Annotated in this window: 10 protein-coding genes and 1 riboswitch; of the genes, 7 read left to right on the top strand and 3 right to left on the bottom strand. The window is 69.8% G+C overall.

Annotated elements, in window-relative coordinates; translation table 11 throughout:
* Positions 1–143: 143 nt before the first annotated feature.
* Entirely contained in the window at positions 144–518 is a 375-nt protein-coding gene (locus MKL20_RS00480) for a HigA family addiction module antitoxin (protein ID WP_243963719.1), read from the bottom strand.
* A gap of 478 nt (positions 519–996) precedes the next feature.
* Positions 997–1192: riboswitch (cobalamin riboswitch) on the top strand.
* Between the two features lie 291 nt (positions 1193–1483).
* Between MKL20_RS00480 and MKL20_RS00475 the strand changes: the two genes are divergently transcribed.
* Both MKL20_RS00475 and MKL20_RS00470 read left to right on the top strand, forming a co-directional pair.
* Positions 1484–3667, top strand: coding sequence for a TonB-dependent receptor (locus MKL20_RS00475; protein ID WP_244035044.1), 2184 nt, complete (start codon positions 1484–1486; stop codon positions 3665–3667).
* Complete coding sequence (locus MKL20_RS00470; RefSeq protein ID WP_244035043.1) at positions 3664–5124, top strand: PepSY domain-containing protein; 1461 nt, start codon at positions 3664–3666, stop codon at positions 5122–5124. Before MKL20_RS00475 ends, MKL20_RS00470 begins: the two co-directional genes overlap by 4 nt.
* Positions 5125–5290: 166 nt before the next feature.
* Here the strand turns inward: MKL20_RS00470 and MKL20_RS00465 are convergent, their stop codons facing one another.
* Positions 5291–6394: an oxidoreductase gene (locus tag MKL20_RS00465; RefSeq protein ID WP_244035042.1), complete on the bottom strand. Its 1104-nt coding sequence runs from the start codon at positions 6392–6394 to the stop codon at positions 5291–5293.
* 374 nt (positions 6395–6768) lie between these two features.
* On the opposite strand from MKL20_RS00465, the gene MKL20_RS00460 reads away from it, so the two are divergent.
* The 5 genes from MKL20_RS00460 to MKL20_RS00440 all read left to right on the top strand — a co-directional run bounded on the left by MKL20_RS00460 (position 6769) and on the right by MKL20_RS00440 (position 12192).
* Positions 6769–7869: an alpha/beta hydrolase gene (locus tag MKL20_RS00460; protein WP_244035041.1), complete on the top strand. Its 1101-nt coding sequence runs from the start codon at positions 6769–6771 to the stop codon at positions 7867–7869.
* Between the two features lie 151 nt (positions 7870–8020).
* Positions 8021–8278, top strand: coding sequence for a hypothetical protein (locus MKL20_RS00455; protein ID WP_244035040.1), 258 nt, complete (start codon positions 8021–8023; stop codon positions 8276–8278).
* A gap of 55 nt (positions 8279–8333) precedes the next feature.
* Complete coding sequence (locus tag MKL20_RS00450) at positions 8334–9500, top strand: MFS transporter (protein WP_244035039.1); 1167 nt, start codon at positions 8334–8336, stop codon at positions 9498–9500.
* Between the two features lie 65 nt (positions 9501–9565).
* The gene (locus MKL20_RS00445; RefSeq protein WP_244035038.1) at positions 9566–11752 is read left to right on the top strand and encodes a primosomal protein N'; all 2187 of its coding nucleotides are present in this window, start codon (positions 9566–9568) and stop codon (positions 11750–11752) included.
* 77 nt (positions 11753–11829) lie between these two features.
* On the top strand, positions 11830–12192 hold the full coding sequence (locus MKL20_RS00440) for an STAS/SEC14 domain-containing protein (protein ID WP_244035037.1): 363 nt from the start codon (positions 11830–11832) through the stop codon (positions 12190–12192).
* Positions 12193–12198: 6 nt separating this feature from the next.
* On the opposite strand, the gene MKL20_RS00435 is transcribed toward MKL20_RS00440, so the two are convergent.
* The gene (locus MKL20_RS00435; protein ID WP_244035036.1) at positions 12199–12588 is read right to left on the bottom strand and encodes a hypothetical protein; all 390 of its coding nucleotides are present in this window, start codon (positions 12586–12588) and stop codon (positions 12199–12201) included.
* Positions 12589–13310: the final 722 nt, after the last annotated feature.

Genomic DNA, 13310 nt, shown 5'->3' with positions numbered 1-13310 from the left:
AGCAGGCGAGCAGCGCAGCAGTTGGCGCAAATGTCCACACGCTTGAGGCTCTCGCGCCAGTAAGCCAAGATGTTCGGTGGTGGCTGCCCCGATGTGCGGCGCGGCGTTGCGAATGCCGGGCCGCACATCAGCAGGAGGCAGCTTCAGCCGACAGCGCGCTCTCGGTTGGCCGTCAGAGAGCTTGTCCTGGTCATCTGCCCCCCCGCCTTGGTCGTCTGAGCCGCCTTGGCCAGGAGCTCGCTCTGAAGGCGCCGCTCGCGGTTACGCACTTTGGCGATCTCGAAGCGGCTCTGCATGTCCATCATCATTTCCATATTGAATCCGAACACCTTCTCGATCCGGAAGGCCATTTCGGCATTCAGATTGATCTTCTCGTTGAGAAAATCGGAAAGCGATTGACGGGTGACGCCTAGGAGGCTGGCCATGCTCATGACGGTCAAGTTGCGCGGCTCGAAGACTTTGCGGCGGAGAAATCCACCAGGATGGCCCGGATTTTCCAATCGATAGACTGTGTTCATCACGCCTTCCCTCCTCGATAATTGAAAGAGTCTTCGATTTAATTCGTCAGTTATTCACAACCCATTCCGGCACTATATTGCGATTCTTGAACGACGTCGATCGATATTTCTCATCGATTTGGGCTCTTGTCTGTAAATTCGCCAAGTCGACCGACCCATGCACTGGACTCTAGGGATAAAATCTATATTCCGCCGGCCCTTCGAGAGGCGCGGCAGATAACACCCGCATTTTATGCTGTCAATCATCTTGAGATGGTGCGTGCAAAGCCAAAATAATCCTTAGAATTGTTTGGTTAGACGGGTAAACAACATAGATAGAAAATTTTTCTAGCTTCCGACATTTTTAAATCGGCACAAAGAAAGCCGGCATGCCCGCAGGGCTAAAATTTTCTTTTCAGTCATGTTTCAATCGGTGCCCACGGACAGGCGGCGGCGTTTTTAGCGGATGTCCGCAGGCTTGACGCCCAGCCGCCATACAGCCAAGCTAGAGGCTGACGGTTCCCTTCGGGGATCAAAAGGGAACGCGGTGAGGGGTTTTCCTCGAAACCGCGGCTGTCCCCGCAACTGTGAGCGGTGAGCCCTTCACCACCATGTCACTGGGTCTTGGCCCGGGAAGACGGTGCGAGGGCGGCGACCCGTGAGCCAGGAGACCTGCCGTCAGCCGTGGTCACACGCGAAACGCGCTGGGCGGGGTGTCCTGGCGGGTGTCGAGACGCCCGTGCGCGAGCATGGTCGGCGAGGCCTCGTTCGCGGTGACGTGCCACAGCAAGCGCGCCCGCGTCCCGGTTCCTGATGCCCGTTCTCACCGTGCCGATCCCGGCCGCGTTCCCACGCGGCTCGATCCTCCGTCCAGGGCTTCACGCCCCGGCGGGATCGGTTCCGGCGCGTAGCAGCATTTGTAATGTTATTACATTGCTTGTAGGGCATCCGGGCCGGCGGTCGCCGCGCACGGACCTCGTCACACCATGTTTCTATCCGAAAAGTATCCCCGCGGCCGGAGCACGCCGCTCTGCGCTGCCTTCCTCACCCTCCTGGCGAGCCAAGCCGCGGCCCAAGATACCGTCGCCCTGGACCAGCTCTCCGTCGAGGGCGAGGGCGGCGTCAGCCTGACCCGCGCCGCCCCGATCGGGCTGAACCTGCGCACCCCCGACCGGACCGCCAGCCGGCTCGGCCTGACGCCGCTGGAGACGCCCGCAAGCGTCGACATCGTGTCCGGCGAGACCGCGCGGCTGCGCGGCCAGGACACGATCGCCGAGGCGGTGACCCAGGACGCCACCGGCATCACCACGATCGCGGCCCCGGGCAACGGCAACGGCGCGTTCACCTCCCGCGGCTTCGCGGGGCCGAACTCGATTCAGCAGCTCTACGACGGCACCCGCTTCTATGTCGGCGCCAACACGGTCACGTTCCCGTTCGACACCTGGAACGTCGAGCGCATCGAGGTGCTGCGCGGGCCGTCCTCGGTGCTCTATGGCGACGGTGCCATCGGCGGCGTCATCAACGTCGTGCCCAAGAAGCCGGTCTTCGTGCCGATCAACACCGCCCGCGCGGTCATCGGCACCGACGGGGTCGCGCGGCTGGCGCTGGATTCGGGCGGGGCGCTCGGCCGCGAGGAGTTCGGCGAGACCTTCGCGTACCGCCTCAACATCAGCGGCAACCGCGCCGACGGCTGGATCCGGCCCGAGGGCGATTTCCGCAACCTCGCGGTCTCGGCCGCCCTGCTGTTCCAGCCGAGCCCGGACCTCGCCTTCACGGTCAGCCACGATCTCGGCTACCAGGAGCCCGCGCGCTACTGGGGCACGCCCCTGGTCGAGGGCCGCATTCCGGACCTGATCCGGTTCAACAACTACAACGTCCGAGACGCGAAGATCACCTGGGCGGATAACTGGACCCAGTTCAAGACCGAGTGGACGCCCTCGGCCGACATCATCGTGCGCAACACCGCCTATAGGCTCACCAGCCGGCGCCACTGGCTCGATGTTGAGAAATACGCCTACAACCGCGGCACCGGACTGGTCGACCGAGGTGACTACACCGAGATCTATCACAGCCAGGAACAGGTCGGGAATCGCCTGGACGCGAGCTTCAACGGCAGCCTGTTCGGCCTGCCGAACGCGTTCGCGGTCGGGTTCGACGTGAACCACATCGACTTCCGCCACACGAACAACTTTTACTTCGGACAGAATACCAGCGTGCCGCTGACCGGCTACGATCCGGGCTTCTTCCCGCAGGATGGGCGGGCGCGGCCGGCCTACGCCACGCAGACCAGCCAGGCGTCGGTCTTCGCCGAAGACCGGGTGATCCTGTCCGAAAAACTCTCGTTCCTCACCGGCGTGCGGCTCGACGTGCCGACGCTCCATCGGCAGGATTTGCAGGCGGGCACGCAGTTCGAGAAAACCTATCAGGCGCTCGGCTACCGGTTCGGCCTCGTCTACAACCCGACGCCGGACAGCGCGCTCTACGCACAGTACAGCTTCGCCACCGACCCGGTGAACAGCCTCATTACCCTGACGCAGTCGCTCTCGGGCTTCCAGCTCGCCACCGGCACGCAGGTCGAGATCGGCGCCAAGGGGCTGGCCTTCGACGGCGCGTTGGAATGGACGGTGGCCGGCTACCGGATCGTCAAGGACAATTTGATCTCAGCGGTGCCGGGCCAGCCGACGCTGTCGACCCAAGTCGGCCAGCAATCCTCGCAGGGCTTCGAGCTGGCGCTCGGCTGGCAGTTCAGCCCGGGCTGGCGGCTCGACGGCAACCTCGCGCTGCTGCACGCGCAGTACGACGCCTTCGACCAGACTGTGAAAGATGCCACCGTCTCGTATGCCGGCAACCAGCCGATCGACGTGCCCGAGCGGGTCGCCAATCTCTGGCTGACCTGGGATTTGTCCCGCGCCTGGACGGCGCGCGTGGGGCTCCAGAACGTGGGCCAGGTCTACAGCGACTTCTCCAACACGGCCCGGCGCCCGGCCTACAACCTCGTCAACCTCGTGCTCGACCATCAGGTGACAGTGGATTCGCGCCTGAGCCTGCGGGTCTACAACCTGTTCGACAAGGTCTACGCGATCAGCGGCAACGCCGTGAACGGCGTCGGCACCAACTGGCTGCTCGGCCGGCCGCGCTCGGTGGAGCTCGCCTACACGGTGACTTGGTGAAGCGCTGGGCCGGCAAGGCGGCCCGCCGCTGGCTGCTCCTGTTCCACCGCTGGGCTGGGATCGCGACCGCCCTGTTCTTCACCCTCTGGATCGGCTCCGGGCTGGTGATACTCTACGTGCCGTTCCCGGCGCTCACTCAGTCGGAACGCCTCGCGCACCTGGCGCCGATCGCCTGGGAGCACGTCACGGTCTCGCCGGATGAGGCGCTCGCGGCCGGCGGCGTCGCGCGCGTGCCGGCGGCGTTCGCTCTGGAGATGCGCGGCGACGAGCCGGTCTACCGCATCACCGGGCGCGACGGGGCGCGGGCGACGGTCTCGGGCCGGACCGGCGCGCGGCTCGGCCCGGTCGACGCGGAGGCGGCCCTGCGGCTCGCCGCCGGGGATCGGCCGGACGCCCGCGTCGAGCCGGTCGAGCGGGACCAGTGGACCGTCACCGCTCGCTACGACCCGCTGCGGCCGTTCCACAAGGTCGGCCTCGGCGACCCGGCGGGGACCGAGCTCTACGTCTCGCAGGTCACCGGCGAGATTGCCCTCGACACGATCCGGTTCGAGCGCGCCTGGAACTGGCTCGGCTCGGTGCCGCACTGGATCTACCTGATGCCGCTGCGCGCCCGGGCGGAGCTGTGGCGGACGGTGCTGCTGTGGCTCTCGGGCTTCGCCGCCCTCGGGGCGCTCAGCGGCCTCACGATCGGGATCTGGCGCCTGCGCCTGCGCCGCCGCTACGCCACCGGCGCCGTGACGCCTTATCGCGGGCTGGCCCGCTGGCACCACCTGTTCGGCCTCGTGGGCGGGCTGGGGCTCGGAGCGTTCATCCTCAGCGGCTGGATCTCCATGAACCCGAACCGCTGGTTCGCGTCGAGCGCCCCGCCCGCTGGGATGAGCGCCGCCTATGCCGGTGCGCCCGGGCCGCTCGGGCTCGATTCCCGCCGGCTTCCCGATCTCGCCGGACCGGATGCCCGGTCCGTACGCTTCACCGCCATCGGCGGCCGCTGGTGGCTGGTGGCCGCGGTGCCGGATGGCCTCCGCGTCGTCGCCCCGGACGGCGGCCGCGGCCCCGACACCGCCGCCCTGGCGGAAGCCGCCGCCGCGGCGATCCCTGACGGGCACCTCCGCGCGGCCCGGCACCTCGAAGCCTACGACGCCTACTGGTACCCGCATGGGACGGACCCGCGGCCCCTGCCGGTGCTACGCCTGCGCTTCGACGACCCGGCCGCCACCTGGCTCCACATCGACCCGCGCGACGGCACGATCCTCCAGCGCCTGGACCGCTCCGGCCGCATCAACCGCTGGCTGTTCGACGCCCCGCATCGCCTCGACCTGCCGTTCCTGACGGGCCAACCCGCTCTGCGCGACGCCGCCCAGTGGTTCCTGAACCTGCTCGCCGCCGGGATCGCCCTCACCGGCCTCGTCGCGGGCTGGCGGCGGCTCGGCCGCAATGTTTCGCCACGGGCTCGGTGAGCCGAGGCGCGCGACGGCTCAGCCAACCACCCCGTCATTCCGGAGCCGCGAGGCGGAGCCCGGAATGACGGGGCGTGTGCCTGGGCGGCAGTGCGCCTCCCTGGCGCTCCGAGGAGCCGTGTTCGATTACAAGGCGTCGACTTGCGTTTGGCTACGCCCTTCCACCTCACGCGCGTGGCGATGCCGCGCCATCCCCAGCGAACCGGGACACATCCCGCTCCTCCGCCGTAAGCGCCAGCGCGACGGACGTTCCGGTCCGCGCCGAGATCAAGGCCGCCTCGATGCAGGCCATCACCTGAAGCGCCTCCAGCGCCGCTGAAGACTCGATCGCGCCCTGGGTGAGCTGGCGCGCCACGCCCTCGTAATAGCGCCGCTGATCCCCGGCCACCGCAGGCGCGTGCGCCACCGCCCCGGTGCAATCGTGGATCGCGATCCCGTCCGGGTCCTCGCCCCATCCCGGCGCGCCCGGAACCATGCCGGCCAGGAGCTGCTGCTCCTGGATATCGAGGCGCTGCTTGACGAGGCTGCCAGCCTCGCCGTGGACGACGAAGCGGGGCGATCCGCCGGCCACCAGCATGCTGGCTTGCAGGACCGCGCGCAGGTCCGGGTACTCCAGCACCACGTGGGCCCAGTCATCGGAGCGCGCGCCGGTGCGCAGCCGCGCCAGGTTGGCGGTCACCCGGTCGGGCAGCCCGAACAGCTGGAGCGCCTGATCCACGAGGTGAGGCCCGAGATCGTACCAGATGCCGCCGCCGGGGCCGGCCCCCTCCCGCCACCGGTCGCGGACCTGCGGGCGGAACCGGTCGAAATGCGATTCGAAATGTCGGACCTTGCCGAGGACGCTGTCCGCGATGGCCTTTCGGACACTGAGAAAGTCGCTGTCCCAGCGCCGATTGTGGAACACGGACAGCAACCGGCCCTGGCGCCGCGCCAGCGCGACCAGCCCGCGCGCCTCGGCGAGGTCGAGGGTGAAGGGCTTGTCGACGACGACGTGCTTGCCCGCCTCCAGGGCGAGCCGGGCCAGCGGCGCGTGCGTGTCGTTGGGCGAGGCGATCACCACGAGGTTGACATCGTCCGACGCCGCGACCGCGGCGGGATCGGCGATGACGGCCATACCGGGCAGGTCGGACCGGACCTTGGCGGGATCGCTCGAGGCGACCACCCGGAGGTCGAGCGCCGGAACGGCGCGGATTAAAGGGGCATGGAAGGTCTTGCCGGAATAGCCGTAGCCGATCAGGCCGACTCGGATCGGTGCAGTCGCGCTCGCCATTCGGGTCTCGTCCGGTCTCGGCCATCGGGGCTGCGCGATGATAGCCGCGCGACCGCTCGGGTTCACGCCATCCGGCGCACCGAACCGCGTCTCATACGATTCCGGCTGCGTGCCGCCGTCAGCTCAGCCCCCACCGTCATTGCGAGCGGAGCGAAGTGACCCAGGGTAGCGCGACACCATCGAACGCGGCGCCACACTGGGTTGCTTCGCTCCGCTCGCAATGACGGCCGTCTGTTCAAAGGTTCGTGCAAGGCCCGTACCCTGGGAAGAAAAACAGGTCCCATCCTGCCCTCACCCCTGTATCCCTGACGGACGAGCGCCCCAGGCCCGCAACGACGGGCAGCCGCAAGGGGCCGCTCGCCGGAGGAAACCAGATGCGCCTGAGCCTGCCCGTTTTGCTGATGATCGCGTTCGGCACGCATGCCGCCTTCGGGCAGGCAGCCCCCGAGTCGGACTTCAGGCGGCTGGAAGCCGAGATGGGGGCTGCCAATGCCGCGCCCGGGCCCCGCACGGTGCCGGGTCGGGTCATCCCCGTGCCCGACACGATCAGCCCGGATTTCCGCACTGCCGTCGCGGCGCCCTACCGGGTGCCGGCCTGGAACGCGAACCCGCCGGACGCCGCCGGCTGGAAGGCGCTCATCGACCGGCTGGCGGCGGCCGGCGCCGCCGCCCTGCCGGCTTTGCGCGAAAAACTCGGCGTCACCAGCGAGGCCGCGGTGATCGGCGGCGTGAAGGTGTTCGTGGTCCAGCCCAGGACCATCCCGGAGGCCAACCGCAACCGGCTGCTGCTGCACATCCACGGCGGCGGCTACGTCTACAATCCGGGCGAGGCCGGCACCCTGGAGGCGATCCTGATGGCCGGGCTCGGCGGCTATAAGGTGATCGCGGTGGATTACCGCATGCCGCCCGACGCCCCCTACCCCGCCGCCATGGACGACGCGACCGCGGTCTGGAAGGCGATGCTCGGCATGCAGAAGCCGCAGAACATGGGCGTGTTCGGCACCTCCACGGGCGGCGGCATGACGCTGGCGCTGATGCTGCGCGCCAAGCAGGAGGGCCTGGCCCTGCCGGCCGCGATCGGGCTCGGCACCCCCTGGTCGGACATGACCGAGACCGGCGACACGTACCGGACCAACGAGTGGCTCGACAACGTGCTGGTGAGCTATTCCGGCTACCTGACGCCCGCCGCCAAGCTCTACGCCGCCGGGCGCGACCTGAAGGATCCGCAGCTCTCGCCGATCAACGGCGACTTCGCCGGCCTGCCCCCGGCGATCCTGATCAGCGGCACCCGCGACCTGTTCCTTTCGAACACGGTGCGCACCCACCGCAAGCTGCGCGCCGCCGGGATCGAGGCCGACCTGCAGCTGTTCGAGGGCATGTCGCACGCCCAGTACCTCGCCGCCCCGAACGCGCCGGAGACCAAGGAGGTGTTCGGCGAGATGGCCCGGTTCCTGGACGCGCATCTGGCCCGCTGAGAGGCCGGGGCTCGACACCTTGTGATGGAGCGCGCTCTCACCATGTTGCAATGCAGCATTTCGGAGAACGCGCTTCTCGTCCCGAAAGGGCCTCCTAGCTTGGGGCGCTCGCGTGCCGGCCCCCACTCGCCCCGATTTCCGGAGCCCATCCGTGCAAACCTACACCCTCGCGATCGCCGACGGCGTGCTGTTCGCCTGCCTGCCCGACGAGGCCGACATCTCGGCCGCGATCACGGACGCCACCGCCACCAATTACGGCTTCGGCCTGAGCCTCGACATCGTCCGCGGCGCGACCCTGACCAACGCCAAGGACCCGAAGGACGAGGTCGTCTGGCAGGAAGGCTCCGACAGCGAGCTCCTGGACGAACAGGGCCGCCGCTACCGCTACGCGGTGCGCCGGCATTCGTGAGCGATTGTCCCGGCGCGCCTGATACAGGGGCGCACGCGGATGCTATGCGCTCTCCATGGGAGAGGGCGCGATCCGTGAAGGGTGGCGGGGCGGTCTCGCCCGCTTCCTCGTCTTGTACGCCGCCCTCTACGGCGCCTACGGCCTGTTGTCGCCGATCCTGCCCGGCTTCCTGGCGGCGCGGGGCCTGAGCCCAGGCCAGATCGGCACCCTCCTCGCCGCTGCCGGCGCCCTGCGGCTCGTGGTTGGCCCTCTGGCCGGGGCCTTCGCCGACCGGCGCCGGGCCGCGCGCCCCGTCCTGGCGGCGAGCGTCGCGCTGGCCGGTCTCGCGGTCCTGGCGCACTTGCCCGGCGCGGGCTTCTGGCAGCTCCTCGGGCCGGCCCTCCTGTACGCCGCCGGGACCGCCGCGCCGCCGCCGCTCGCCGACGCGCTGGCGCTCGCCGCCGCCCGGGGTGGGGCGGTGTTCCAGTACGGCTGGGTCCGGGCCGCCGGCTCGGCCGCCTTCATCGCCGCCACCGGCGCCGCCGGCTGGCTGATCGGCTCATACGGCCTGGCCGCCGCCCTGGTTGCGAGCGGCGTCCTGTTCATCGCGGCCTCCGGGGCGGCCCTGGCGCTGCCGGTCCGGGACGGTTCGCCGAAGGCCGGTGGTTGGTTGGGCCAAAACTTCGCAGAGTTGCTGCGGCTGCCGCGCTTCCGTCGCATCCTCTTCGCAGGCTCGCTGGTGATCGGCGCCCATGCCCTTCACGACGGCTTCGCGATGATCCTGTGGCGCGGCGCCGGGATCGGGGCCGGCACCGCCGGGCTGATCTGGTCCGGATCGGTGGCCGCCGAGGTGCTGGTCTTCCTGCTGGCCGGTCCCCCGCTGCTGGCGCGGATCGGCCTGCCCGCCGGGATCGCGGTGGCGGCCTGCGCCGGCGCCCTGCGCTGGGCGGTCCTCGCCTCCACCACTGCGATCCCCCTCGTCGCCGCCGCGGAGGTCCTGCATGGGTTGAGCTTCGCCCTCTTGCACCTCGCCTGCCTCGGCCTGATCGAGGCCACCACGCCCCCGGAACTCCGGGCCACCGCGCTGGCGCTCTACGGCACCGTGGCGCTGGGCCTGTCCGGCGTTCTCGCCACCCTGGCCTCCGGCGCGCTCTACGGGGCGTTCGGCGCTTCGGCCTTCTGGGCGATGACGGCGCTCAGCCTCACCGCCCTGCCGTTGGTGCCGGGTCTGCACGACCGCTGAAGCCGCGGGTTCTTTTCCCGGCCCTGTGGTACGGACCCGGAACGGACCCGCCCGATACGCCCCGCATGCCCTTTGTCGCCGAGATCCTGATCCCGTTGGCGCTCGATGCGCCCTACAGCTACGCCGTGCCCGGCACCCTCGACCTCGCGGTCGGCGACGTGGTGCAGGTCCCGCTCGGGCCCCGGGAGATCGTGGGCGTGGTCTGGGGCCTGGCCGAGACCGCCGGCGGCTCGAACCTGCGCCCGGTCACCGGCCGCCTGCCCTACGCGCCGCTCTCCGAGCCCCTGCGCAGCCTGGTCGACTGGATCGCCCGCTACACCCTGGCGCCGAAGGGCTCGGCGCTCGCCATGGTGCTGCGCCTGCCCGACGAGGCCGCCGCCGCCGAGACCGCCCGGGTGGCGGTGCGGCTCACAGACAAACAACCGACCCGGCCGACCGCGGCCCGGGCCAAGGTCCTGGCGGTCGCGGTGGACCGGGAGCTGCGCGGCAAGAGCGCGCTCGCCAAGGAGGCCGGGGTCTCGCTCTCGGTGGTGGACGGCCTGATCGACGACGGCGTCCTCGAGACCGTCGCGGTGGAGCCCGAGCCGGTCGCGCCGCGGCCCGATCCCGATTTTCCGCGGACGCCGCTCTCGCCGGCCCAGGCCGAGGCGGTCACGGAGCTGGTCGAGCCGTTCCCGTGGCGGCATCCGGAGTCGGACTCGGCCGACAACCGGCCGATCCTGCTCGAAGGCGTCACCGGCTCGGGCAAGACCGAGGTCTATTTCGAGGCGGTGGCCGCCTGCATCCGGGCGGGCCGGCAGGCACTGATCCTGATGCCCGAGATCGCCTTGACGGCGCAGTTCCTCGACCGCTTCGCCCAGCGCTTCGGGGTCCGGCCGGCGGCCTGGCATTCCGGCATCGGCGGCAAGCGGCGGGAGCGCCTGCGCGCGGCCGTCGCGGCCGGCGAGGCTCTGGTGGTGGTCGGCGCCCGCTCGGCCCTGTTCCTGCCGTTTGCCCGCCTCGGCCTGATCGTGGTCGATGAGGAGCACGAGGCTGCCTACAAGCAGGAGGACGGCGTCCACTACCACGCCCGCGACATGGCGGTGGTGCGCGGACGCCTGGAGGGCTGCCCGGTGGTGCTGGCCTCGGCGACGCCCTCGATCGAGACCCGGGTGAACGCGGCGCGCGGGCGCTACCGCCACGTCCTGCTGCCGGAGCGCTTCGGCGGCCGGCGTCTGCCCGACATCGCCGCCATCGACATGCGCAAGGACCAGCCCGAGCGCGGCCGCTTCCTCAGCCCGCCCCTGGTCAACGCCGTGAAGGCCACCCTGGAGCGCGGCGAGCAGGCGCTGCTGTTCCTCAACCGCCGGGGCTACGCGCCGCTCACCCTGTGCCGGGCCTGCGGGCATCGCTACCAGTGCAAGAACTGCTCGACCTGGCTCGTGGAGCACCGGTTCCGGCGGGCGCTGGTCTGCCACCAATGCGGCTATACCGAGCGGCGGCCCGAGGCCTGCACCGAGTGCGGTACCTTCGACAACCTCACGGCCTGCGGCCCGGGCGTCGAGCGGATCGCCGAAGAGGCCGCCGAGCTGTTCCCCGACCGACGCATCGTCGTCCTGTCGAGCGACTTTCCCGGTGGCGCCGACCGGCTGCGGCAGGAGCTGGAAGCGGTGGCGGCCGGAGAGTGCGACCTCGTCATCGGCACCCAGCTGGTGGCCAAAGGGCACAATTTCCCGGGCCTGACCCTGGTCGGGGTGCTGGACGCCGATATCGGCCTGACCTCGGGCGATCCCCGGGCGGCGGAGCGCACCTTCCAGCTGCTCCAGCAGGTCACCGGCCGGGCCGGGCGCGGCGACAAGCCCGGCCGGGCGCTGGTCCAGACCTACCAGCCCGAGCACCCGGTGATCGCCTCGCTGCTGTCCGGGGATGCCGAGCGGTTCTACCAGGAGGAGATCCAGGCCCGGGAGGCGGCGGGCCTGCCGCCGTTCGGGCGGCTCGCCGCGCTGATCGTCTCGGCCGCCGAGCGCGAGGTCGCGGAGGCCCACGGCCAGGCCCTCGCCCGCGCCGCCGACCCGCCCGAGGGCGTGATGGTGCTCGGTCCGGCCGAGGCGCCGCTGGCCCTGATCCGGGGCCGCTACCGGTTCCGCCTCTTGGTGAAGACCGAGCGCAACATCGACATGCAGGCCTATCTGCGCGCCTGGATCGCCCGCGGCCCGAAGGTGCGCGGCAACGTCAAGGTCGCGATCGATGTCGACCCGCAGAGCTTTTTGTAAGACACTGCCCGCACGGGCAGTGGACCCGCTTCCGGATGCCGGGGGCGGAACGCGTGCGGTTCCCGGAGGAGCGATCAGTGCTGACCTATACCAAGACGCCGGATTCGAACGTCGCCGAGATCGTGGTCGACGGCAAGATCTCCGACGAGGAGATGAACACCGCGATGAACGCCATGAAGGCCGACCTCGACAAGGGCGGCAAGCTCAAGCTGCTCGAGGATATCCGCGCCTTCGAGGGCATGGAGCCGGCGGCCTTCTTCAAGGATCCCCGCTTCGGCATCTCGATGATGAAGAGCGTCAGCCACGTCGCCCTGGTGACGGATGCCCCCTGGCTGAAGGCGCTCGCCGAGACCTTCAACTTCGTCTCGCCGACCCAGATCAAGGTGTTCGAGCGCGCCCGCCTCGCCGAGGCCCGCACCTGGCTCGCCAGCGCCGCCTAACTGAGATCAGTCGGCCTGCGCGGTGCGGTCATCCCGGCGCCGCGCGGTCCAGCGGCCGGAGCACAGGGAGGCGACCTTCCAGGTGCCCGAGCCGGTGCCGGCCTGGAGCCGCCCGGTCCCGGTGCCGCTCGCCGTCCCATTGGTGACGGCGAGCCCGACGCTGCCATCGGGGCCAACATGGCCGCTCACCCGGGCCCCTGCCCCGCCCGAGACCAGCTGCACCTGACCCTCGCGGATCGCCAGCCCGTAGGAATAGCGGGCGCTGCACAGGCCGCTCTCCGTCACCAGCTCCACCGACCACGTCCCGTTGCTGGCTCCCGGCTCGGCAGAAGCCGGCAGCGACACGGCGGAGGACAGGCCGGCGGCGAAAGCCGCAGCGGCGACCAGCTTGATCATGCAGGACTCTCTTTCAGCAAAGCACGCGCCGCCCGTTCTGCCGCGCCGGGTCACACTCGTCGATGGAGGATGACTCCATGCTGAATGAGAGAAGCGGCGAGAGTATGACCGCGTGGTTTTTGACGTGAGATCAGGATCTGCGGGCGGATGGGACGGGAATAGCCACGCTGCGTTTTGCGATTGCTTGGCGGTATTGGCGGAGGGGGCGGACGTTCATGCGAACATCGGGTCGCGGGCGGTGCGCGTTCTGATCTGAGGCTACGGTCCGCCAGGCCAGCGCTCGGATTTTCCAATCGCCGATGGATGAGAGCTGGTAAGGCGCCCGCTTACCAACCCCCGGGCTTGCTGGTCGCACGCATCTCAGGACGCGGCGCGGGTCCCCTCTCCCGTGCGGGCTAGCGGATTCACAGATCGAGTTCGGCTCTTTTTGCGCGACGGCCCGTGCTTCGGCGCCAGCATCGATGCGGGTATCCCCTCGCCCCGCTTGCGGGGAGAGGGCTTCGGCGACCTTGTCGACGCCGAAGCGAGGCGGCAGCCGAAGGTGAGGGGGCGGCTCCGGACGCGCGCCCCGGCCTGAACCGCCCCCTCACCGCCGCTCCGGCTTCGCCTGCGCTTCCCGCACGGACCACGACGTCCGTGCAGGCCTCTCCCCGCAAGCGCCGGTCCCCTCGCCCCGGCTTCGGAGGCCGGAAGCGGGGCGTAGAGGGAAAGAATGGACGATA

Source organism: Methylobacterium sp. E-066, from assembly GCF_022829635.1.
GTDB lineage: Bacteria > Pseudomonadota > Alphaproteobacteria > Rhizobiales > Beijerinckiaceae > Methylobacterium.
The sequence above is the reverse complement of the archived record's forward strand: the minus strand, read 5'-3'. Positions and strand labels throughout refer to the sequence as shown.

Coding starts and splice junctions, on each gene's coding strand:
- MKL20_RS00480 (WP_243963719.1), bottom strand. CDS start 518: ATGAACACAGTCTATCGATTGGAAAATCCGGGCCATCCTGGTGGATTT.
- MKL20_RS00475 (WP_244035044.1), top strand. CDS start 1,484: ATGTTTCTATCCGAAAAGTATCCCCGCGGCCGGAGCACGCCGCTCTGC.
- MKL20_RS00465 (WP_244035042.1), bottom strand. CDS start 6,394: ATGGCGAGCGCGACTGCACCGATCCGAGTCGGCCTGATCGGCTACGGC.
- MKL20_RS00460 (WP_244035041.1), top strand. CDS start 6,769: ATGCGCCTGAGCCTGCCCGTTTTGCTGATGATCGCGTTCGGCACGCAT.
- MKL20_RS00450 (WP_244035039.1), top strand. CDS start 8,334: ATGGGAGAGGGCGCGATCCGTGAAGGGTGGCGGGGCGGTCTCGCCCGC.
- MKL20_RS00445 (WP_244035038.1), top strand. CDS start 9,566: ATGCCCTTTGTCGCCGAGATCCTGATCCCGTTGGCGCTCGATGCGCCC.
- MKL20_RS00435 (WP_244035036.1), bottom strand. CDS start 12,588: ATGATCAAGCTGGTCGCCGCTGCGGCTTTCGCCGCCGGCCTGTCCTCC.